Below are 21,757 nucleotides of genomic sequence, written 5' to 3'. Positions count from 1 at the left end.
CGACCTCACATCCGGAAGACACCGAAGCCGGTGCCGTCGAAGGAACCACCGGCCACGGTCTGCGAGTGCACGGCCGACAGGCACAGCCCGAGCACGGTGCGCGTGTCCCGGGGATCGATCACCCCGTCGTCGTAGAGGCGCCCCGACAGGAACAGGGGCAGCGACTCGGCCTCCACCTGCGCCTCGACCGCCGCACGCAGTGCCGCGTCGGCCTCGTCGTCGTAGGCCTGCCCGCGGGCCTGCGCCGCGTTGCGCGCCACGATCGACAACACCCCGGCGAGTTGCTGCGGCCCCATCACCGCCGACTTGGCGCTCGGCCACGCGAAGAGGAATCGCGGATCGTACGCCCGCCCGCACATGCCGTAGTGCCCGGCGCCGTAGGACGCTCCCATGAGGACGGACAGGTGCGGCACCCGGCTGTTCGACACCGCGTTGATCATCATCGCGCCGTGCTTGATGATGCCGCCCTGTTCGTAGTCCTTGCCCACCATGTAGCCCGTGGTGTTGTGCAGGAACACCAGCGGGGTGTCGGTCTGGTTGGCGAGCTGGATGAACTGCGCCGCCTTCTGCGACTCCTCGCTGAACAGCACGCCATGCGCGTTGGCGAGCACCCCGACGGGATAGCCGTGGATACGTGCCCATCCCGTCACCAGGCTCGTTCCGTAGAGGGGTTTGACCTCGTCGAAGTCGGAGTCGTCGACGATGCGGGCGAGGACGTCCCGGGGGTCGAACGGCAGCTTGAGGTCGTCGGGGACGATGCCCAGCAGGTCCTCGGGGTCGTAGCGCGGCGGGACGACGGGGCCGGGCGAGGGACCCCGCTTGCGCCAGTTCAAGCGCTTCACGATGTCGCGACCCAGGCGCAGCGCGTCGTGTTCGTCGCGGGCCAGGTGGTCGGCCAGCCCGGAGGTGCGCGCGTGCATGGCCGCGCCGCCGAGCGACTCGTCGTCCGACTCCTCCCCGGTGGCCATCTTCACCAGCGGCGGACCGCCGAGGAACACCTTCGACCGCTCCTCGACCATCACGACGTGGTCGGACAGGCCGGGCACGTAGGCCCCTCCGGCCGTGGAGTTGCCGAAGACCAGCGCGATCGTGGGGATCCCCGCCGCCGACAGCCGGGTGAGGTCCCGGAACAACCGGCCACCCGGGATGAAGATCTCCTTCTGGCTCGGCAGGTCGGCGCCGCCGGACTCGACGAGGTTGATCACGGGGAGCCGGTTCTCCAGCGCGATGTCACACGCCCGGAAGATCTTGCGCACCGTCCACGGGTTGCTCGCGCCACCGCGCACCGTGGGATCGTTGCCGACGATCAGACACTCGACGCCCTCGACGACGCCGATGCCGGTCACGACGCTCGCGCCCACCGGGTAGTCGCTGCCCCAGCCCGCCAGCGGCGAGAGCTCCAGGAACGGTGCGTCGGGGTCGAGGAGCAGTTCGATGCGCTCGCGCACCAGGAGTTTGCCGCGACGGCGGTGCCGGTCGACGTACTTCGGCCCGCCGCCCGCGACGGCCTTGGCGTGCTCGGCGCCGATCTCGGCGAGCTTGGCGAGCATCGCCTCGCGGTTGGCGACCTGGTCGGGCGCCGTCACGTCGACAGTGGACTTCAGAATGGTCATGAGGCGTACCCCAGTCGTTTGGCCGCCAGTTGGGTCATGATCTCGGAGGCGCCTCCCCCGATGCCGAGAATGCGCAGATCCCGGTAGTGGCGTTCCACTTCGGACTCCCGAAGGTAGCCGAGTCCGCCGTGGAGTTGCACGGCCTTGTCGACCACCCACGTTCCGGCTTCGACGGCGGTGTTCTTCGCGAAACACGTCTGCGCCAGGACGTCCTCGCCCGCGGCGTGCCGGACGGCCACGTCCCGCACGTACGTCCGGGCGACGTCGACCTTCCTCGCCATCTCGGCGAGCGTGTGCTGCACCGTCTGCCGGGAGATGAGCGGCCTGCCGAAGGTCCGGCGCGCACGGCACCATTCGACGGTCTTCTCCAGGGCCCGCGCCGCCGTCGCATACGCCTGCACGGCCAGCGTGAGCCGCTCGGCGACGAAGTGCGTGGCGAGCTGGGCGAAGGCACTGTTCTCCGGCCCGATCCGGTGCGAGACCGGCACCCTGGCGTCGGTGAACGACAGCTCGGCGGTGTCGGAGCAGTGCCAGCCCATCTTCTCCAGCGGGCGGCTCACGGTGAACCCCGGCGTGCCCTTCTCGATCACGAGAAGCGACAGACCGCCCGCTCCGGCGTCACCGGTGCGCACGGCCGTCGTGACGAAGTCGGCGCGGCAGCCCGACGTGATGAATGTCTTCGCACCGTTCACGACGTAGTGGTCGCCGTCGCGCACGGCCGTCGTGCGCAGGGCCGCCACGTCCGACCCGCCGTCGGGCTCGGTGATCGCGAGCGCTCCGATGGTGCGCCCGGCCAGCGTCGGGCGCACCCAGCGGTCGATCTGCCGGGCGTCGCCCGCGGCCACGATGTGCGGCAGGGCGATGCCGCCGGTGAACAGCGACGCGACGACTCCGCCGGAGGCTCCCGCGTAGTGCGTCTCCTCGATGACCGTGACGACGTCGAGGATGTCGCCTCCCGATCCGCCCGCGCTGTCCGGAAAGGACACACCGAGCAGCCCGAGCTCCGCCGCTTTCGCGTGCAGTGTGCGCGGCAGCGCGCCCTCGCGTTCCCACTCGTCGAGGTACGGCAGGACTTCCGCGGTCACGAAGTCGCGGACCGTCCGGCGCAGCAGGCGCCGCTCCGGGGTGGCGAACGGGTCGGCCGAGCTCACAACAGCACCTCCGGGACGTCGACGAGCCGGCTGCGCAACCACTCCCCGAGGGCCTTGCCCTGCGGGTCGAACCGGGCCTGCGACGCGACGCCCTCCCCGAGCACACCCTCGACGACCACGTTGAGGGCCCACAGGTTGGGCAGCAGGTACCGGCGCACGGGAAGCTCGGCCACCTCCGGCAGGAGCCAGCGCACGGTGTCGACGGTGAGCGCGTGCGCCAGCCACCGCCACGCCGCCTCCGAGCGCACCCAGAGTCCGATGTTCGCGCTGCCGCCCTTGTCACCGCTGCGTGCGCCCACCAACGTCCCCAGCGGCACGCGGCGGGTGGGGCCGTCGGGCAACGGGGGCGGCAGGGACGGCTCCGGCGGCTCGGCGAGCTCACGCGTGGTCGCGGGCGAGGCGATGTCGATCCGGGTGCCGTCGGGCAGGACGGCGACGTGCGGCACCGTCGCCGCGTCCACGAACGCATCGCGGAACACGCCGTAGGGCGCGCCCCGCTGTGGTGGCGCGGTCAGGGCGAAACCGGGGTAGCTGGACAGCCCCAACTCGACGGCCGCGCCGCTGAACGCGCGCCCCACCTTCTCGGGGTCGGCGTCGCTCACGGCGCAGTGCAGCAACGCACTCGCCGCTTCCTGCGTGTCGGCGTCGGGGTGGTCGGTGCGCGCCAGGGCCCAGCGCACCGAGCGCGGCGCCGTCTCCCCCCACGACTCCGTGAGCTGCCGACGCACCCAGGCCGCCTTCTCCTCCACGTCGAGTCCGGTGAGGACGAACGTCACCTCGTTGCGGAAGCCGCCGAGGGTCGTGCACCCGACCTTGAGCGTGGGCGGCGGTGGCTCACCGCGCACCCCGCTCACCCGCACGCGGTCGGGTCCGTCCTGCGAGAGCCGGATGCTGTCGAACCGGGTCGTCACGTCCGGGCCGGCGTAGCGCGGACCGGCGATCTCGTAGAGCAGCTGCGCCGTGACCGTCCCGACGGTGACCGCGCCGCCGGTGCCGTCGTGCTTGGTGATCACGCTCGATCCGTCGGCGGCGACCTCCGCGATGGGAAAACCCGGACGGTTCCGGTCGTGTTCGGTGAAGAACGCGTAGTTTCCTCCGGTGGCCTGCGCGCCGCATTCCAGGACGTGCCCCGCGACCACGGCGCCCGCGAGCGCGTCGTGATCGTCCGGCGTCCACCCGAAGTGGGCCGCCGCCGGGCCGACGACCAGCGAGGCGTCGGTGACCCGCCCGGTCACGACCACGTCGGCGCCCGCTCGCAGACACTCGGCGATTCCGAACGCGCCGAGATAGGCGTTGGCCGTCACCGGCGTGCCCAGCCCGAGCTCGTCCGCGCGCGACACGAGATCGTCGCCCTCGACGTGAGCCACCGTCACGTCCACACCGACGCGGCGGGCGAGTTCGCGCACCGCCTCGGCCAGCCCGGCGGGATTGAGCCCACCCGCGTTCGTCACCACCCGCACGCCCGCGTCGACGGCGAGGCCGAGGCCCTCCTCCAGCTGCCGCAGGAACGTGGTGGCGTACCCGCGGGCGGGGTCCTTCAGGCGGTCCCGCCCGAGGATGAGCATCGTGAGTTCGGCGAGGTAGTCGCCGGTCAGCACGTCGAGCGAGCCGCCCGTGAGCATGTCGCGCACGGCCGAGAAGCGGTCGCCGTAGAACCCGGAGGCGTTGCCGATCCGGATCACGAGCGGCTCCTCTCCGTCTGCGCGGGGCGACCGGGGCCGGGTGGCCCCGCGAACGCCTGCGCCACCTCCAGCCACCTCGCGGCCTGCTCGCCGTCGGCCCGCAGATCGGTGTCGTCCCGGTGCCGTCGCTGCGTGACCAGGAGGCAGAAGTGGTGTGCGCTGCCGGTGACCCGCTCGGGCGCGTCCTCGGGCCCGAAGGTCCAGCTGTCGCCGTCGGGGGCGGAGAGCTCGACCCGGAACTCCTCGGAGGGCGGGGCGAGTCCACGCACGCGGAACGCGAAATCGCGCGTGCGGACGCCGAGCCGGGCGACGTGCCACAACCGCGCGGTCGGCACCCGCGGCACGCCCAGGGCGTCGGCGATGTCCTGCCCGTGGGCCCAGGTCTCCATCAACCGGGCCGACGCCATCGAGGCCGCGCTCATCGGCGGGCCGTACCAGGGCAGGCGCGTGCCGGGCGCTACCGCACACAACTCCTCGGCGAGCTCGTCGCGCTGCTCCCGCCACAGCCGGAGCAGCCGCGAGGGCGGCAGTGTCGCGCCGTCGGCGGCCCCCTGGTCGACGTAGGTCTCCCCCAGAGCCAGCGCGGAGGCGATCTCCTCCTCGAACGCCTCCGGTGTCCGCGCGGCGACGAGTGCCTTGGCGTCGGTCCAGGCGAGGTGCGCGATCTGGTGCGCGATCGTCCAGCCCGCCGCGGGAGTGGGCAGCGACCAGCGCGCCGGCCGGAGGTCCGCGACGAGTGCGTCGACCTCCTCGCTCTCGGCCTCGAGATCCCGCACGATCGCACTCACGTCGGCCACGTGACACCTCCTCGTGGGCGGCCTCGGCGCCGCCCGTTTCCGGCCGCACCAGAGTGGCAGCGGACCCACGGAAAAAGCAAGCACGACTGATTGTTTCCCTCTGTCGGCGCATGCCGATCTGTGGTGCAATGACTGCGCCGACGACGCCGACGACGCGGACAGCAGGTGGGAGGCACCATGACGGAAACCAGGCCGACACCACCAGCCGACTACACGCAGATCGCGTACGCGGTCGCCGATCGCATCGCGACCATCACGCTCGACCGCCCGCGGGCCCGCAACGGCTACACGATCACCATGGCCGACGAGCTGGCCGACGCGGTCGGCAGGGCGGACCGCGACCCGGAGGTCCGCGTCGTCGTCCTCACCGGCCGGGGCCGGGACTTCTGTGTCGGCGCCGACCTGTCGGAAGGCGGTTTCGACGTCGACGCCGAGACCGGGGCCGACGAGACGTGGCAGGAGCCCGCCGGACGCGTGTCGCGCCGGATCTTCGCAGCCGACAAACCCGTGATCGCCGTGCTCCAGGGCGCCGCCGTCGGCGCGGGACTCACCATCACGCTCGCGGCCGACTACCGCCTCGCCTCCACCGACGCGCGGTTCGGCTTCGTGTTCACCCGCCGCGGCATCTACCCCGAGGGCGCGTCGGTGTGGTTCCTGCCCCGGCTCGTCGGCATGGGCCGCGCGCTCGACTGGATGATCAGTGGCCGGGTGTTCGACGCCGCCGAGGCGCGGCGGACGGGTCTCGTCCACAGCGTGCACGAACCCGCCGACCTGCTGCCCGCCGCCTACGCGCTGGCCACCGAACTCGTCACCACCACGGCGCCCGTGTCGGTGGCCGTGACCCGCCGGATGCTCTACCGCATGTCCGGAGTGGACTCTCCGGGGCCCGTGCACCGGCTCGATTCCCGGCTCATCGCGAGCGTGGCCCACAATCCGGACGCCGTCGAGGGAGTACTGTCGTTCCTGCAGAAACGCCCACCCGAGTTCGGCGGCGTCGTGCCCGACGACCTGCCGGACTTCCTGCCCCGACACGAGGAGGACGACACGTGAGCGCGGACTACCCGGACGAACCGTGGCGCCTGGCCGGCGAGGCGTTCGTGTCGGTGTGGTCGGTGCCGTCCCGGGAATTGCCGAGGCTGCGCGACGTCGTCACGCCCCTCACCGTCGGCGGGCGGGCCGTGGTGGTCACCGCGTGGATCGACTACACCCCGCCGGGTCAGTTGAGTTACCACGAGCTGCTCGCCACGGTGGCCGTGCGCCACGGCTGGGCGCTCGCGGCCAGCATCACCGAGATCTGGGTCGACAGCGAGGCCTCGCGGGCCGGAGGCCGCGCGCTGTGGGGAATCCCGAAGGAGCTCGCGACCTTCGAGCTCGACCGCACGGACGCGCTCACGGCCTCGGCCGCCACCGACGAGGAGTGGATCGCCACCGCCACCTTCTCGCCACGCGGCCCGGCCGCGGTCCCGGCACGGGCGCGGTTCTCCGTCATCCAGGCGGGCGACGGCCGTCCCCGGGTCAGTCCGGTCCGCGCACGCCTCCGCCCGCGCCTCGCGTCGGCGACGTGGACGGTGAACCCGGACGGCCCGCTCGGCTACCTCGCCGGGCGCCGCCCTCTGCTCAACGTCCAGCTCACCGACGCCCGCCTCCTGTTCGGGGCCTTGCCACGGTGACACCGGGCTCACCAGGTCAGGACGAGCAGCGCCACGAGCAGGACGAGCAGCACCGACCCGCCCACGGCGGCCGGCACGAGTGTCGACCTGCGCGGCCGTGGCTGCACCGCGGGCCGGGACAACGAACGCCGCCGGTTCCGCACCGCGCCGTGCACCAGGATCGCCACCGGGGTCGCGGCGACCAGCGTGGAGAGCACACCGAGCCCCACCTGACCGTGGTCGAAGAACCGTACGGCGAACACCACACCGAAGAAGAGAGCGAGCCCCAGCAGCGCACCCACGGTGACATTCTCCCTTCCGGACCGTCGGATGTGGCCGAGCTGTCCGCAGCCCGCTACCCGGCCACCGTCGTCCTGAGGCGACGCTAGAGAGAACCCGTGAAATCCTGATGAACGGCCCGATTCAGGCGTTGTCGCGCTCCTCGAAGACGCGAGCGAGGTGGTCGTGCAACCGGGCGTGCCGGAACTGGTAGACGGCACCGGCCTGCCGCAACACACCGCGCCGGTAGGCGTCGTCGAGGAAGGCGGCCACCGCCCACGGCAACCGGCCGGTCAACGGAAGCCAGAACCGCGCGAAGACGACCCACTGCCCCCAGGCCGTCATGCACAGCACATAGCCGAGCCCTCCGCCCACCATGCCGACGCCGCCCCACAACAGTGCGTCGGTCGGCCCGAACAGCATCCGACCGAACACGTGCTGCAGGAGGTCCACCACCGGCGCGCTCCCCAGTCCGACGATGAGACCGAACAACGGCGCGAACATACCGAGCTGGGTGAGCACGGTCATCCGGTTCAATCCCAGCAGGTCGCCCGGCCTGCTGATCGACCGGATGTCCAGCGACGTCTGGAACATGCCCACGATGCCGTACGCCAGCCCGGCCGACGGCCCGAACACGATCGCGAACACCACACCGTTGATGAGATTGGGGATCCACATGTCGGGCTCCCCGGAGAGCAGCCACGACACGGCGCCCCAGATGAGCCCGCTCAGCAGGCCGAACACGACGCCGCCGAGGAGGCCGATCCGAAAACGCGCCGCGAACGTGCGTGGCACGTTCACCTCGCCTCGCCGGAACCCGATGCGCGACCGCGCCGGTTCCAACGCCGTGCCGAAGACCAGCACGAGCCCGTGTACGAGGGCGAACGCGAGTCCGGAGGCGAGCCCGACGTGCAGCATGTCGAGCAGCGCCAGCCCGAACATGATGTCGAACGCCGCATCTCCGCCCCGGAGCACGGCGCGGAGCAGGGTGTATCCGAGCCACTGCACGAGGCCGATGATCGTTCCGGTCAGCACGCCGACGACGAGCATCCGCATCGACTTGCCGATCGTGTCACCCAACTGCCACCAGGCGAGATCGCGCGTGCCGAGGCGGTCCAGATGGCGGGCGAGATAACCGAGCCAGTAGGGGACCCGCCTGACGTCCCAGCGACTGCGGGCCGAGCCCGGGCGGTCCTGGTATGCGGTGGGAACGAAGTTGTCGAAGAGGTGCGACTCCAGGGCATCGGCCGTCGGGAAACGCCGGCCGTCGAGCAGCTCGCCCGGGTCTCGCCCGGGCTGGTCGCTGTAGACGGCCCTGGCGAGCCCGACCATCAACGGGTTGGCGAGGACGGTGGCGAGGTTCGCACAGGCCCGGCTGTCCGGGTTGTCGGCCAGCTCGGCCAGCACGGAGTCCCACACCGTCGTCGACCGGGTCCCCGAGCGCGTCTTGCGCGCGGTGCGGGGCAGGTACCGCGCCAGGTCGGAGACGGTGAGGTCGCACAGTTCGATGACGGCGGCCGACGTGAGCACGTCGAGGGCGTCGACGGCGGCCACGTACTCGGCCGGGCGGCTGGTGAGCAGGAAGGGCACCATCGTGCCGTTCAGCTCGCGCAGAGCCGACTGGCGCAGACCGTCGGCGATCTCGTCGAAGCCGTCGAGCACGGGCAGCACCAGACCGGCTTCCACCAGCGCGGCGGCGAGCGACGTGCTGCCGTACGAGGTCGCGGCCAGCCCGGGATAGTCCCGTTCCAACTGACCCGCCAGCCAGTCGCGCAACGACACGTCGGCGGGGTTCCACGAACCGAGCCCGACGATCACGGGCACCGGATCGGTGCGCTGCCGTCCCTTCAGCAGCCCCAGCGCGAAGCGCAACGTCAGGACCGTCTTGCCCGAGCCCGCGCGCCCGAGCACCACCAGACGCCCCGACGGCAGTGCTCGGTAGGCGGCCCCGACGTCGGCGAGGCTCCCGCTCAACTCCCGCGCGCGCGGCATCGGCTCGTCCTGACCGAGACCGAGGTTGTAGACGTTCTCGTCGTGATCGGCCACGTCGTCCCGGGCCGACCGCCACCGCACGGGAAGAGGGAACGGATCGTGCACCTGCCGCTGCTCTTCCTCCCGCTGCCACCGGCTGCGCGCCTCCTGGGCCAGTTGTTCCGCGGCGTCGAGCAGCGACTCGGGAAAGCGCGGGCTCTCCGGCGCGGAATGGGGCCCGGTTCCCACCGCCGTCCCGACCCCGGAGCCGTCGGAGGAGATCGCGACGCTCTCGACGACCTCGGAGCGCAGCCCGGGCTGCGGCTCCGGGGTCGGATCCGGGGACGGCTCGCCGGACGCGGTGGTGCCGACGGCCGCGGACACCAGGGCGTCGCGCTCGGCCGGAGACAGCTCCAACGCCTCGGCCAGCAACCTGACCGTCGCCATCCTCGGCGCGGCACGCTCCCCGGTCTCGAAGCCCCGGATGGTGCGAACCCCCACCCCCGAACGTTCCGCCAACTGGTCCTGGGTCAATCCCGCCTCACGCCGTCGCCGTCGAAGCTGTGCGCCGAACTCGCTGGTCACGGCCACCTTTCGTCGAGAAGCCCGCTGAGCCCGGAAAGCTTAGCGTGACACCGGCAACAAATGGCCGGTTGCTGGCCTGTTCCCCGCGCTGGTCCGGATCGCACGATGCGGGAAGTTCGACCCACCGAGGAAGGGACTGGCATGGCGACCACAACCCCGGAGCCGCCTCCGCGCGCCCCGGAGTCCGCCGCACGGCGCCTCACCGCCGGGGAACTCGACGTGCTGCGCGCGGTCGGGCGTGGTCTGAACGACTCGGAGATCGCGGGAGAGCTCGGCGTGTCCGGCGCCGCCGTGCGGCGGGACGTCGCCCGGCTCCGGACCCGGCTGGGGCTGCGTGACCGGTGCGCGCTCATCGTCTTCGCGTTCGACCACGCCATCGTCTCTCCCTGCCGACCGGACTCGCCGGCACGGACCGGTGTCTCCTCACCGTCCACGACCCGGCTCCGGCCGCGGTTGCGGATCTCGGCGCTGGGCCCGCTGCGGGCGTGGTCGGGCGGCAGGCCCGTGAACCTGGGTCCGATGCGGCAACAGGCGGTGCTCGCCGCGCTCGCCCTGCGCCCGGACGTGGCGGTGAGCAGGCAGGAGCTGCTGAACGACGGGTGGGGGCCGGAGGCTCCGGAGGGCAACGTGGTGCAGGTCTACGTGTACCGCCTGCGCAAGTGCCTGCGTCCCGACGGCGTCGGCGAGCCCGTCATCTGCCGCGACCGGTTCGGGTACCGCTTCGTCGGGCAGAGCGCGGTGCTCGACGTGACCCGCCTCGACGAACTCACCGCCGAGGCCGACACCGCGTGGCGGGCGGGTGGTCTCCCCGCCGCGGTCGAGACCCACCGGCGAGCCCTGGACCTGTTCGACGGTGAACCGCTGGCCGGACTGCCCGGCCCGTTCGCCGAGATGGAACGTCTCCGCCTGACCGAGCGCAGGCTCGCCCTGGCCACCCGCCGGGCCGAGGGCCTGCTCCGGTTGCGCAGGCACGCGCAGGCCCTCGACGAGCTGTGGGACTCCTCGGTGACGCACCCGCACAGCGAAACCGTGGCCGCCCTGCTGATGCGCGCCCTGTACGAGACCGGTCGCCGCGCCGACGCCCTGTCGGTGTTCGCCCGGCTGCGCGAACTCCTGATCGACGACCTGGGAGTGGAACCGGGCGAGCCCCTCCGGCGCCTGCGCCGCTCCGTCCTACGCGACGAGCCCGAGCGCGACGCGCAGGACGGCATGACCAACCTCGCGCTGCGCTCGGCGTAGCGGACCGAGCCCGGTCGCGACCGACGTCAGTCGATCTCGGCGAATCGCTCCACGTCGTCGCGCCGACCCGCCACCGCGAGCACGTCCTCCGCCTGGACGACGGTCTCCGGCGTGGCGTAGGTGAAGGCGGTGCCCGGCCGCTTGATCCCGACCACGGTCACGCCGTAGCGCACCCGCAGCTTCGTCTCGCCGAGCGGCTTCCCGACGGCCTGGACCGGCGGTGTGGTCTTCACGATCGCGTAGTCGTCGTCGAATTCGATGTAGTCGAGCATCCGACCGGTCACGAGGTGTGCCACCCGCTCACCCATGTCGTACTCGGGGAGGACCACCCGGTGCGCACCGACCCGTTCGAGAATGCGCCCGTGCTGGCGGCTCACCGCCTTGGCCCAGATGTGTTCGGTGCCGAACTCCGACAGCAGCGAGGTGGTGAGGATGCTCGCCTCGATGTCGCTGCCGATGCCCACCACGGCGCGGCGGAACGTGGGCACGTCGAGTTGGGCCAGTGCGTCGGCGTCGGTGCTGTCGACCACGGCGGCATGGGTGAGCTCGTCGGCGAAGTGCTGCACCCGCTTGGGATTGTGGTCGAGCCCCAGCACCTCACAGCCCAACCGCGTGAGTTCGATCGCGAGTGAGCCTCCGAACCTGCCAAGCCCGATCACCACCACCCGACGGTCGTCCTTCGTGTCAGCCAACGATCGGCCTCTCTTCCGGGAGTTCGTATCTGCGAGTCCGCTCGCGCAGCGCCAGCGCCGACGCGAGCGTGATGGGACCGATGCGTCCGAGGAACATCAACACCGTGAGCACGAGCTGCCCGGCGGCGGGCAGTTCCGGGGTGATGCCAGTGGACAGTCCGGCGGTGGAGAAGGCGGACACCACCTCGAACAGCGTCGCGTCGAGAGAGAACGGGGTCAGCGCGAGCAGCGTGAGCGTGGCGACCACCACGGCTCCCGCGCTGAGCAACACCACCGCCAACGCCTGCCGTTGCGCCATGGACGGGACCTTGCGCCCCAGCACGTGCACCGTGGGGTGGGCCCGCACCTCAGCGAGGACCACGAACGCCAGCAGCGCGAACGTGGTGACCTTGATGCCTCCGGCCGTACTCGCGCTGCCACCGCCGATGAACATCAGGATGTCGTTGACGACGAGTGTCCCCGGCTCGAACTCGCCCACGTCGAGCGAGTTGAATCCGGCGGTCCTCGGCATCACGCCGTGGAAGAAGCCGGCCAGCAGCCGTCCTTCCAGGCCGAGGCGGCCGAGCGTGTCGGGATTGGTCCACTCGGCGGCCGTGATTGCCACCACGCCCAACACCAGCAACACGGCAGTGGTCAGCACCGTCAGCTTGACGTGCAACGACCAGCGCCGTCGCGAGCCGCGGGCGTGCCGCCAGACCTCGATCCACACGGGGAACCCGAGCCCGCCCGCGATGACGGCCACCGCGATCGGGACGCAGATCCACGCGTCGGTGACGAAACCCATGAGACTGTCCGGAAAGAGCGAGAAACCGGCGTTGTTGAGCGCCGACACCGCGTGGAAGACGCCGTAGTAGAGCGCGGAGCCGAACCGGTAGTCGTAACCGGTGACGAACCGGATGGTGAGCACGGTCGCGATGACCGCCTCGAACGCCAGGCTCACCAGGGCCACCCCGGTGACCACTCGGCGCACGTCGCCGAGGTCGAGCGCTTTCGTCTCGGTCTGCGCGGTCAGCCGCATCCGCAGGCCGAGACGCCGGGTGATCAGCAGGCCGAGCAGCGAGGCCACCGTCATGATCCCGAGCCCACCCAGCTGGACGAGCCCGATGATCACAACCTCGCCGAACGTGGACCAGTGGCCGGACGTGTCCACGACGATCAATCCCGTCACGCACACCGCGGACGTGGCCGTGAAGACGGCCGTCACCAGGTCGGGCGACTCCCCCGGCTCGACCGACACCGGAAGCATCAGCAACACCGTGCCCACCGCCACGGCCGCCGCGAACGAGACCGCGACCACCCTGGCCGGATACCGGAGCCCCGAGGACGCACGCAGCGGCCTGCGCGCCTGCCGAACCACCCCACTACTCCATTCAGCCACACCACTGACCCGGCAGGAACGCTACTCGTCCGGCCCCTCCAGCGCGCCGCGTGGCCGTGTCCTCGCATGCCCTCGCATGCCCTCGCACACCCTCACGGCCTGTCGAACCCCGGCCTAGCTGGGCGGATACACTCGTCGCCGTGAGTGACGCGCTGGACGACTTCCACGAGGACCTACCCGAGCAGATGCGCATTCGGCGAGCCAAGCTGGACCGATTGCGTGACGCGGGAGTGGAGCCCTACCCCGTCGGTTTTCCCGTGACCACCACGATCGCGGACGTCCGCGCCAGGCACACCGACCTGGAGCCCGACCACCACACGGGTGAGCGCGTCTCGATCGCCGGCCGCGTGATGCTGTACCGCACGGGCGGCAAGCTGTGCTTCGCCACGATCAAGGATCCCTCCGCGCAGATCCAGATCATGCTCTCGCTCGACAAGGTGGGCGCCGAGGCGCTCGACTCGTGGAAGAGCGACGTCGACCTCGGTGACCACGTCGGGGTCACCGGCGAGGTCATCACGTCGAAGCGCGGCGAGCTGTCGGTGCTCGTGGACGAGTGGACCATGACGGCGAAGGCGTTGCGTCCGCTGCCGGAGAAGCACAAGGGCCTGACCGACCCCGAGGCCCGCGTGCGGCAGCGCTACGTCGACCTGATCGTCAACGACGAGGCCCGCGACATGGTGCGCAAGCGTGCCGCCACCGTGCAGGCGCTCCGGCAGGGCCTGCTGGACCTCGGTTTCCTCGAGGTCGAGACGCCGATGCTGCACCAGGTGCACGGCGGGGCCACGGCTCGCCCGTTCACCACCCACATCAACGCCTACGACCTCGACCTGTACCTGCGCATCGCGCCGGAGCTGTTCCTCAAGCGGCTCATCGTCGGCGATCTCGACGCCGTCTTCGAGATCAACCGGTCGTTCCGCAACGAGGGCGCGGACTCCACCCACAATCCCGAGTTCACGATGCTGGAGTGGTACCGCTCGTACGGCGACTACCGCGACGGCGAGCGGATCACGCAGGACCTCGTGCGCCGGGCGGCCGAGGCGGTGTTCGGCGACCAGATCGTGCGCAACCCCCGCTACGGCGACATCGACCTCAGCGGCGACTGGCCGCGCATCACCCTGTACGGCTCGGTGTCGGAGGCGCTCGACGCCGAGATCACCCCGCGCACGCCGATCGAGGTGCTGCGCAAGCATGCCGACAAGCGCGAGATCAGCTGGGACCCGGCGTGGGGTCCCGGCAAGTTCGTGGAGCACCTGTTCGAGGAGCTCGTCGAGCGCACCCTGATCCAGCCCACGTTCGTCTGCGACTTCCCGGTGGAGACCAGCCCGCTCACCCGCCAGCACCGGGACGACCCGTTGCTGACCGAGAAGTGGGACCTGATCGGGTTCGGCATGGAGCTCGGCACGTGCTTCTCCGAGCTCACCGATCCCGTGGAGCAGCGCAGGCGGCTCACCGAGCAGTCGCTGATGGCCGCGGGCGGCGACCCGGAGGCGATGCAGCTCGACGAGGACTTCCTGCGGGCGCTGGAGTACGGCATGCCGCCCACCGTCGGTGCCGGCATGGGCATCGACCGGCTCCTCATGGCCTTCACCGGCAAGGGCATCCGGGAGACCATCCTCTTCCCGATGGTCAAGCCCGTCTGACGGCCGTCTCGCGAGGGGTGTCGACGTCGGTTCACGACGGACGTCGACACCCCTCGGTCCTTTTTCAAGCCGTGGTCGACGGCCGGCTCGCCCCGCGCTCAGAACTCGGCGACGACCCGGAAGGGTGCGATGTCGGGAACGGTGGACAGGCGTTGCCGTAACCGGGGGTCGTTGTTCGCGGCGTCCCACGCCTCGGGGCTGTCCCATCGGGCGATGCCGACCAACGGGAAACGGATGTCCGGGTCCACGGCACGGTACAGCCGGTTGTCCCGGCAACCGGGGGCGCCGCTCATCAGCTCCGCGCGGTCGAGCCAACGCGACACCGTGTCGTCGATCCGCTCGGCGGGCAGCTCGATGGCCTCGACGACGGTGATTCCCGGGCCCTCACCGGAACCGATCGCCGCCGGGCGGCTCTCGGCCGCCACGTGGTACCAGCCGCCGTGCACGGTGGCATAACCGGTCGCCGTGGCCGCCGAGGCGGTGAAGCCGGGATGGGACAGCGCCCTGTCCCGGTCTTCGACGCTGTCCCAGTGCGCCACGTTGACCAGCCCGAGCCGGGCCTCACGGGACAGCCGTCGATGCAGTCGCGCGGTCCGGAAACCGGGAGCGGTGTGGATGAGCCCCACGCGCTCCCGCCAGCGCGCGACGAATTCGTCGATGCGGTCTTCGGGCAGTTCCCACGCATCGATCAGGGTGATTCCGTCAGCAGTCACCACGCCATCCTCGAACCTCGATCACACTGGAGATCAAGCTCCGCCCGAAAACCCTCCCGCCGCTGATGCGGGGCAGCCCCTCCGCACCCGGCCGGAGCGGGCGTAGCGGCCGGGCGTGACGCCGGTCCAGCGCGTGAACGCGCGGACGAACGCGGCCGCGTCGCCGTAGCCGAGGCGCTCGGCCACCTGCTCGACCGACAGCGATCGGGTGGCCAGGAGTTCCTCGGCGAGGGTCTGCCGCACCTCGTCGACCAGGGCGCGGAATCCGGTCCCCTCGGCGGCGAGGCGACGGCGGAGTGTCCTCGTGGTCATGCCGAGATCCGCGGCCACCGCCGCCATTCCGTGGGCGAGCCCGTCGACGGCGAGCAGCCGGTCGCGCACCGTTCTCGCCACGCCGCCGCGTGTGCTGCGTTCGGCGAGCAGGGCCCGGCACTGCTCCTCGCACATCGCCGCGGTGTGGTCGTTCGCCTGGGGCATCGGCCGGTCCAGCAGGTCCCGGGGCAGGGTGATGGTGTCACGCCGCGGGTGCGGATCGGCACGGACTCCGAGCAGGTCCTCCATCAGGGTCGTGATCGCGGCCATGTCGCGGGCGAGCAGGAAGGAACGGACGTCGGCGGGCACGGTGTCGGCGCGGCAGTGAAGCGCCACGAGATCGCCCACGAGACGCAGTTCGGGAACGCAGAACACGTAGGTCAGCTGGACGTAGCGCAGGGCGAGCCGGATCGCATCGCCGACGGTACGGCTGCTGGTGACCGCGAACCCCCAGATCCCGTAGACGGTGGCGTGGTAGCGGCGGCCCACGGCGCTACCGAGCTCGGTCGGCCCGCCACCGCAGTGGGCGAGGAGGTTGCGCACGACGGCGAGTTCCTGCCGCGCCTCCACCTGTGCGTGTGGGTCGCGCACTGTGGCGGTGTCGAGCCCGGTTCCGCTCAGTACGGCCTCGGCAGGCACGCCCCGTTCCGCGGCGAAGGCCGCAAGCAACGCGACGCTCGCGACGCTCCGCCGGAAGTCCCAGCCGACCATGTGGCCGAAACTATCAATTTCCTGTCCCGCCGGGACCTGGAGAAGACCACTCCAACGGCTCTAGCCTCCCGGATCCATGGAGATCATCGACACCGGTGTGCTCGTGGTGGGCGCGGGTTTCGGAGGCATCGCCGTGGCCGTGGAATTGCGGCGGGCGGGGATCCACGACGTGGTGGTGCTGGAAGCGTCCGACGACGTGGGCGGCGTCTGGCGGGACAACACCTATCCCGGCGCGGGGTGCGACGTCCCGTCACCGCTGTACTCGTTCTCGTTCGCACCGAACCCCGACTGGCCGCGCCGGTACGCGCTCCAGCCCGACATTCTGGAGTACCTGCGCCGGGTGGCTCGCCGCTGCGGGCTGTCCACCGTCGTCCGGTTCCGCAGCGAGGTCACCTCAGCCGAGTTCGACGAGGGCACGGGACGCTGGCTCGTGCACACGGCGGACGGCACGCGCTACCGCGCGCGGGTGCTGGTTCCCGCCACGGGGCAGCTGTCCCGACCGGTGTATCCGGCGGTGCCGGGCGTCGAGACGTTCACCGGCCCGTCCTTCCACTCGGCGCGGTGGGACCACGGCTGCGACCTCACGGGCAAGCGGGTCGCGGTGATCGGCACCGGGGCGAGTGCCGTGCAGTTCATCCCGTTCCTCCAGCGGCAGGCGGCGGCGGTGACCGTGTTCCAGCGCACCGCACCGTACGTGCTGCCCAAGGCCGACCGAGTCTACACCGGACGCGTCGCGGCGCTGTTGCGGGCCGTTCCTCTTCTGCAGAAGCTCGATCGGCTGGGGTTCTGGCTCTACACCGAGTTCGCGCAGCAGTGCCTCACGAAGTGGTCGCTGTTCGCTCCACTGTTCACCGTCCAAGCCCGACGGAACCTCGCGCGGTCCGTCCAGGACGAACGGCTGCGTGCCACGCTGAGCCCGGATCACCGGCTCGGTTGCAAGCGCGTCCTGTTCAGCAACGACTACTATCCCGCGCTCGCTTCGCCCACTGTGGACGTCGTCGCGGGAGACGTCGTGGAGGTGACGCCCACGGGAGTGCGCACGGCCGACGGAACGGAGTACGAGGTGGACGTCATCGTCCACGGGACCGGCTTCGCCGCCACGGAGTTCCTGGGCTCGATGTCCGTCCGCGGCGTGGGCGGACGAACTCTCTCCGAGGCGTGGCGTGACGGTGCCCGCGCGCATCTCGGGATCACGGTCCCCGGTTTTCCGAACCTGTTCCTCGTCTACGGGCCCAACACCAACCTCGGGGGCGGCTCGATCGTGCACATGCTGGAGAGCCAGGCACGCTACATCCGCGAGGCGGTGCGCTGGCTGCGTCGCCACCCCGACGCGGCCCTCGACGTCCACCCCGAGGCGGAACAGCGCTGGGACGACGAGGTCCAGGCCAGACTCACGCGCTCGGCATGGACCCGGTGCCGGAGCTGGTACCGCGACGCGCGGGGACGTGTGGTGTCGATCTGGCCGGGGCGCACGTTCGAATACCGCCGTAGGACGCGGACGCTGAGGCTCGCCGACTTCCAAATCCGGCGCAGTGGCGAGGCCGCGAACCCGCCGGACACTGCGGTCGCGAGCTGACCTGCACCGACCCGCGGAATTTCACGGACAGCTAATCGGACACTGCACAGTGTGACGACACGCCCATATCTTGGGTGGTGCAAAGCCTTGAACCCCCACATGTAGGCTTCGGCCACCAAGACCTCAGAACAACCGAAGATCGACCGAACTCGCGGGCAACCCGGCCCGCGAGGCGGTCGACCACACCCTCATGGAGTCGTCTCATGTCAGTGGAAGCTGCCCCGGACACCGTTTCGCCCCGCTCTCGCGGGGCTGCCCGGGTGCCGTGGGAGCGGGTCGAGAAGGTCGTGCGGGAGGCCGTCGCCGGACTGCCGGACACCTCCGCCGAGGCGGTTCTCGCGGAGCTGGAGCGCAACGTCTACGACGGGATCGGCGCCGAGGAGCTGGCGCTCGCGCAGGTCATGGCGGCCCGCACCCTCGTGGAGCGCGAGCCGAACTACTCGTTCGTCGCCGCCCGCCTGCTGTTGGACTCGCTCCGAGCCGAGGCCGTCGGCTACCTCGCCGGGGAGCCCCGGCACCCGGACCATCCGGAGCTGGCCGCCCGGTACGGCGACTACTTCCGGGACTACCTGCGTCGCGGCGTCGAACTGCACCTGCTCACCGAGGAGCTCGCGGAGTTCGACCTGGACGTCATCACCGCGGCCCTGCGCCCGGAACGCGATCTCGACCTCGGACTGCTCGGGCTGCAGACGCTGTACGACCGCTACCTGCTGCGCGATCCCCACGCGGGCATCCGGTTCGAGCTGCCGCAGGCGTTCTTCATGCGCGTGGCGATGGGCCTCGCGGTCGCCGAACCCGACCGCGAGGCCAGGGCCGTCGAGTTCTACGAACTGCTGTCGTCGCTGCGCTTCATGACCTCCACGCCGACGCTGTTCAACGCCGGCACACGCAGGCCCCAGCTGTCCTCGTGCTTCCTCACCACCGTGTCCGACGACCTGGCGTCGATCTTCAGCGGCTACCGCAACAACGCGTTGCTCGCGAAGTACTCCGGTGGTCTGGGCAACGACTGGACCCCCGTGCGCGGACTCGGCGCCCACATCCGGGGCACCGGCGGGAAGTCGCAGGGTGTCGTGCCCTTCCTCAAGATCGCCAACGACACCACGGTGGCCGTGAACCAGGGCGGCAAGCGCAAGGGCGCCGCGTGCGCCTACCTGGAGACCTGGCACATCGACATCGAGGAGTTCCTCGACCTGCGCAAGAACACCGGCGACGACCGCAGGCGCACCCACGACATGAACACCGCCAACTGGGTGCCCGACGAATTCCTGCGCCGGGTCGAGGCCGACGAGGACTGGACCCTCTTCTCCCCCGACGAGGTTCCCGACCTGCACGATCTCTACGGCACGGCCTTCGCCGAGCGCTACCGCGCCTACGAGAAGGCGGCCGACGCGGGCGAGATCCGCGTGTTCCGCCGCGTCAGCGCCACCCAGCTGTGGCGGCGCATGCTGACGATGCTGTTCGAGACCGGCCACCCGTGGATCACCTTCAAGGACCCGTGCAACCTGCGGTCGCCGCAGCAGCACGCCGGGGTGGTGCACTCCTCCAACCTGTGCACGGAGATCACGCTCAACACCAGCGCCGACGAGGTGGCCGTGTGCAACCTCGGGTCCGTGAACCTCGCCCGCCACGTCGGCGCGAACGGTCTGGACGTCGAGGCTCTGCGCCGGACGGTGACCACGGCCGTGCGCATGCTCGACAACGTGATCGACATCAACTTCTACACCGTGCCGGAGGCGGAGCGGTCGAACCTGCGCCACCGCCCGGTGGGGTTGGGGCTCATGGGCTTCTCCGACGCCCTGTTCGAGCTCGGCATCCCGCAGGCGTCGGACGAGGCCGTCGAGTTCGCCGACCGCAGCATGGAGGTGTTGAGCTACCACGCGATCTCGGCGTCGGCCGAGCTCGCCGCCGAGCGTGGCGCGTACTCGTCGTTCGCCGGATCGCTGTGGAGCCGGGGCGTTCTGCCGATCGACTCGCTGCGGCTGCTGGCCGAGGCCCGAGGGGAGGGCGAGCTCGACATCGACACCAGCACCACGCTCGACTGGGACTCGTTGCGCGAGCGCGTGCGCACGGTCGGCATGCGCAACTCCAACGTGCTCGCCATCGCTCCGACCGCCACCATCTCCAACATCTGCGGGGTCGGGCAGTCCATCGAGCCGCTGTTCTCGAACCTCTTCGTCAAGTCGAACATGTCCGGCGAGTTCACCGTCGTGAACCCGCAGCTCGTGCGCGACCTCAAGCGGCGCGGGCTGTGGGACGACGACCTGGTGGCCGAGCTCAAGTTCCACGACGGGGTGCTGGCCCCCATCGACCGGGTGCCCGACGACCTCAAGGCGCTGTACGCGACGGCGTTCGAGATCGACAGCCGGTGGCTCGTCGACGCGGCGGCGCGGCGGCAGAAGTGGATCGACCAGGCGCAGTCGCTCAACCTCTACCTCGCCGAACCGAGCGGGCGAGCCCTCGACGCGTTGTACCGGCACGCGTGGCGACGCGGTCTCAAGACGACGTACTACCTGCGCTCGCGCGCCGCGACCCAGGTGGAGAAGAGCACCCTGCGTGGGACGGACGGGCGGCTCAACGCCGTCACTCCCACGGTGCCCGCCGTGGCCGTCGAGTCAGTCGAATCCGCCGCCTGCCGAATCGACGACCCCGAGTGCGAGGCCTGCCAGTGACCACCGACAGCACCACCCAGGAAGGACCTTCGTTGAGCCAGAACCTCACCCTCGACTTCGGGGCCGCACGCGTGAACGTGGACGACAAAGCCATGATCAACGCGCGGGCCGACGTCAACCAGCTGCTTCCGATGAAGTACGGCTGGGCGTGGGAGAAGTATCTCGCGGGCTGTGACAACCACTGGATGCCCACCGAGGTCGCGATGCAGGCCGACATCGCGCTGTGGAAGTCGAAGGACGGCCTGACCGACGACGAGCGGTTGATGCTGACGCGCAACCTCGGGTTCTTCGCGACCGCCGAGTCGCTGGTGGCCAACAACCTGGTGCTCGCCGTCTACCGGCATCTGACCAACCCGGAGTGCCGCCAGTACCTGCTCCGGCAGGCGTTCGAGGAGGCCGTGCACACCCACACGTTCCAGTACGTGTGCGAGAGCCTCGGCCTCGACGAGGGCGAGTTGTTCAACGCCTACCGCGAGGTGCCGTCCATCGCGGACAAGGACTCGTGGGCGTTGCGGTACACGCGGTCGCTGGAGAACCCCGAGTTCCGCACCGGCACCGTCGAGGCCGACCAGGAGTTCCTGCGCGATCTCGTGGCGTTCTACGTCGTGTTCGAGGGCATGTGGTTCTACACCGGGTTCGCGCAGGTCCTGTCGCTGGGTCGGCGCAACAAGATGGTCGGCATCGCCGAGCAGTACCAGTACATCCTGCGCGACGAGTCGATCCACCTGAACTTCGGCATCGACTGCATCAACCAGATCAAGGCGGAGAACCCGCACCTGTGGACGCCGGAATTCCAGCAGGAGGTGCGCGACATGCTCGTGGAGGCGTGCGCGCTGGAGGTCGCCTACGCCCGCGACACGATGCCGAGGCCGATGCTCGGGCTGTCGGCGGAGTTGTGCGAGCAGTACATGCACTTCATCACCGACCGCCGGGCGGCCCAACTGGGCCTGGAGCCCGTGTTCGGGGTGGCGGACAACCCCTTCCCGTGGATGTCGGAGGCCATGGATCTGCGGAAGGAGAAGAACTTCTTCGAAACGCGGGTCACCGACTACCGCAGCGGCGCGGCTCTGGAATGGGACTGACGTGACGGCGTGACGGGG

17 protein-coding genes are annotated in these 21,757 nt (G+C 70.6%); 7 read left to right on the top strand and 10 right to left on the bottom strand.

The genetic code is table 11. The annotated features are described in order from the left end of the window. Window positions 1–5: 5 nt before the first annotated feature. From SACAZDRAFT_RS00710 to SACAZDRAFT_RS00695, 4 genes are read right to left on the bottom strand one after another with little or no spacing between them, the layout of a single operon-like run. Window positions 6–1,613, bottom strand: coding sequence for an acyl-CoA carboxylase subunit beta (locus SACAZDRAFT_RS00710; RefSeq protein WP_005437681.1), 1,608 nt, complete (start codon window positions 1,611–1,613; stop codon window positions 6–8). Further along, on the bottom strand, window positions 1,610–2,764 hold the full coding sequence (locus SACAZDRAFT_RS00705; RefSeq protein ID WP_005437679.1) for an acyl-CoA dehydrogenase family protein: 1,155 nt from the start codon (window positions 2,762–2,764) through the stop codon (window positions 1,610–1,612). The genes SACAZDRAFT_RS00710 and SACAZDRAFT_RS00705 overlap by 4 nt, the downstream gene beginning before the upstream one ends. Beyond that, complete coding sequence (locus SACAZDRAFT_RS00700; protein ID WP_005437677.1) at window positions 2,761–4,446, bottom strand: acyclic terpene utilization AtuA family protein; 1,686 nt, start codon at window positions 4,444–4,446, stop codon at window positions 2,761–2,763. The genes SACAZDRAFT_RS00705 and SACAZDRAFT_RS00700 overlap by 4 nt, the downstream gene beginning before the upstream one ends. Beyond that, window positions 4,443–5,243, bottom strand: coding sequence for a TIGR03084 family metal-binding protein (locus SACAZDRAFT_RS00695; protein ID WP_005437674.1), 801 nt, complete (start codon window positions 5,241–5,243; stop codon window positions 4,443–4,445). The genes SACAZDRAFT_RS00700 and SACAZDRAFT_RS00695 overlap by 4 nt, the downstream gene beginning before the upstream one ends. A 177-nt stretch (window positions 5,244–5,420) precedes the next feature. Here SACAZDRAFT_RS00695 and SACAZDRAFT_RS00690 point away from each other — a divergent pair, with 177 nt between their 5' ends. Both SACAZDRAFT_RS00690 and SACAZDRAFT_RS00685 read left to right on the top strand, forming a co-directional pair. Next, window positions 5,421–6,293 (top strand): enoyl-CoA hydratase-related protein, encoded by an 873-nt coding sequence (locus SACAZDRAFT_RS00690; RefSeq protein ID WP_005437671.1) that lies wholly within the window; start codon window positions 5,421–5,423, stop codon window positions 6,291–6,293. After that, window positions 6,290–6,913: an acetoacetate decarboxylase family protein gene (locus SACAZDRAFT_RS00685; protein ID WP_005437670.1), complete on the top strand. Its 624-nt coding sequence runs from the start codon at window positions 6,290–6,292 to the stop codon at window positions 6,911–6,913. Before SACAZDRAFT_RS00690 ends, SACAZDRAFT_RS00685 begins: the two co-directional genes overlap by 4 nt. An 8-nt stretch (window positions 6,914–6,921) precedes the next feature. Here the strand turns inward: SACAZDRAFT_RS00685 and SACAZDRAFT_RS00680 are convergent, their stop codons facing one another. Together SACAZDRAFT_RS00680 and SACAZDRAFT_RS00675 are read right to left on the bottom strand one after the other, a co-directional pair. Next, a complete protein-coding gene (locus SACAZDRAFT_RS00680) occupies window positions 6,922–7,194 on the bottom strand; it encodes a hypothetical protein (RefSeq protein ID WP_005437668.1) in 273 nt (90 codons plus the stop codon). 121 nt (window positions 7,195–7,315) lie between these two features. Further along, window positions 7,316–9,727 carry a helix-turn-helix domain-containing protein gene (locus tag SACAZDRAFT_RS00675; RefSeq protein WP_040927859.1) on the bottom strand — a complete coding sequence of 804 codons (2,412 nt, stop codon included), beginning with the start codon at window positions 9,725–9,727 and terminating at the stop codon, window positions 7,316–7,318. A gap of 141 nt (window positions 9,728–9,868) precedes the next feature. Here SACAZDRAFT_RS00675 and SACAZDRAFT_RS00670 point away from each other — a divergent pair, with 141 nt between their 5' ends. Beyond that, entirely contained in the window at window positions 9,869–10,966 is a 1,098-nt protein-coding gene (locus tag SACAZDRAFT_RS00670; protein WP_005437664.1) for a BTAD domain-containing putative transcriptional regulator, read from the top strand. Between the two features lie 26 nt (window positions 10,967–10,992). Here the strand turns inward: SACAZDRAFT_RS00670 and SACAZDRAFT_RS00665 are convergent, their stop codons facing one another. Together SACAZDRAFT_RS00665 and SACAZDRAFT_RS00660 are read right to left on the bottom strand one after the other, a co-directional pair. Beyond that, the gene (locus SACAZDRAFT_RS00665; protein ID WP_198283888.1) at window positions 10,993–11,658 is read right to left on the bottom strand and encodes a potassium channel family protein; all 666 of its coding nucleotides are present in this window, start codon (window positions 11,656–11,658) and stop codon (window positions 10,993–10,995) included. Continuing rightward, window positions 11,651–13,015: a TrkH family potassium uptake protein gene (locus SACAZDRAFT_RS00660; RefSeq protein WP_005437661.1), complete on the bottom strand. Its 1,365-nt coding sequence runs from the start codon at window positions 13,013–13,015 to the stop codon at window positions 11,651–11,653. Before SACAZDRAFT_RS00660 ends, SACAZDRAFT_RS00665 begins: the two co-directional genes overlap by 8 nt. 161 nt (window positions 13,016–13,176) lie before the next feature. Here SACAZDRAFT_RS00660 and lysX point away from each other — a divergent pair, with 161 nt between their 5' ends. Continuing rightward, window positions 13,177–14,676 (top strand): bifunctional lysylphosphatidylglycerol synthetase/lysine--tRNA ligase LysX, encoded by a 1,500-nt coding sequence (gene lysX, locus SACAZDRAFT_RS00655; protein WP_005437660.1) that lies wholly within the window; start codon window positions 13,177–13,179, stop codon window positions 14,674–14,676. Between the two features lie 98 nt (window positions 14,677–14,774). On the opposite strand, the gene SACAZDRAFT_RS00650 is transcribed toward lysX, so the two are convergent. Both SACAZDRAFT_RS00650 and SACAZDRAFT_RS00645 read right to left on the bottom strand, forming a co-directional pair. Further along, complete coding sequence (locus SACAZDRAFT_RS00650) at window positions 14,775–15,389, bottom strand: antibiotic biosynthesis monooxygenase family protein (protein WP_232286325.1); 615 nt, start codon at window positions 15,387–15,389, stop codon at window positions 14,775–14,777. Window positions 15,390–15,422: 33 nt separating this feature from the next. Continuing rightward, a complete protein-coding gene (locus SACAZDRAFT_RS00645; RefSeq protein ID WP_005437658.1) occupies window positions 15,423–16,412 on the bottom strand; it encodes an AraC family transcriptional regulator in 990 nt (329 codons plus the stop codon). Between the two features lie 76 nt (window positions 16,413–16,488). Between SACAZDRAFT_RS00645 and SACAZDRAFT_RS00640 the strand changes: the two genes are divergently transcribed. The 3 genes from SACAZDRAFT_RS00640 (at window position 16,489) to SACAZDRAFT_RS00630 (ending at window position 21,739) form a co-directional block, all read left to right on the top strand. Beyond that, a complete protein-coding gene (locus SACAZDRAFT_RS00640) occupies window positions 16,489–17,988 on the top strand; it encodes a flavin-containing monooxygenase (protein ID WP_005437657.1) in 1,500 nt (499 codons plus the stop codon). 203 nt (window positions 17,989–18,191) lie between these two features. Beyond that, window positions 18,192–20,657 (top strand): ribonucleoside-diphosphate reductase subunit alpha, encoded by a 2,466-nt coding sequence (locus SACAZDRAFT_RS00635; RefSeq protein WP_005437656.1) that lies wholly within the window; start codon window positions 18,192–18,194, stop codon window positions 20,655–20,657. A gap of 32 nt (window positions 20,658–20,689) precedes the next feature. After that, entirely contained in the window at window positions 20,690–21,739 is a 1,050-nt protein-coding gene (locus SACAZDRAFT_RS00630; RefSeq protein ID WP_082245332.1) for a ribonucleotide-diphosphate reductase subunit beta, read from the top strand. Window positions 21,740–21,757: the final 18 nt, after the last annotated feature.

The organism is Saccharomonospora azurea NA-128, from assembly GCF_000231055.2.
Taxonomy (GTDB): domain Bacteria; phylum Actinomycetota; class Actinomycetes; order Mycobacteriales; family Pseudonocardiaceae; genus Saccharomonospora; species Saccharomonospora azurea.
Note: the sequence above shows the minus strand (reverse complement) of the source record. Positions and strands in the feature narration are given on the sequence as shown.

What these genes read in the sequence shown, in the direction of transcription:
- SACAZDRAFT_RS00635 (WP_005437656.1), top strand. Translation starts at nt 18,192, where the DNA reads ATGTCAGTGGAAGCTGCCCCGGACACCGTTTCGCCCCGCTCTCGCGGG.
- SACAZDRAFT_RS00670 (WP_005437664.1), top strand. Translation starts at nt 9,869, where the DNA reads ATGGCGACCACAACCCCGGAGCCGCCTCCGCGCGCCCCGGAGTCCGCC.
- SACAZDRAFT_RS00710 (WP_005437681.1), bottom strand. Translation starts at nt 1,613, where the DNA reads ATGACCATTCTGAAGTCCACTGTCGACGTGACGGCGCCCGACCAGGTC.
- SACAZDRAFT_RS00640 (WP_005437657.1), top strand. Translation starts at nt 16,489, where the DNA reads ATGGAGATCATCGACACCGGTGTGCTCGTGGTGGGCGCGGGTTTCGGA.
- SACAZDRAFT_RS00690 (WP_005437671.1), top strand. Translation starts at nt 5,421, where the DNA reads ATGACGGAAACCAGGCCGACACCACCAGCCGACTACACGCAGATCGCG.
- SACAZDRAFT_RS00645 (WP_005437658.1), bottom strand. Translation starts at nt 16,412, where the DNA reads ATGGTCGGCTGGGACTTCCGGCGGAGCGTCGCGAGCGTCGCGTTGCTT.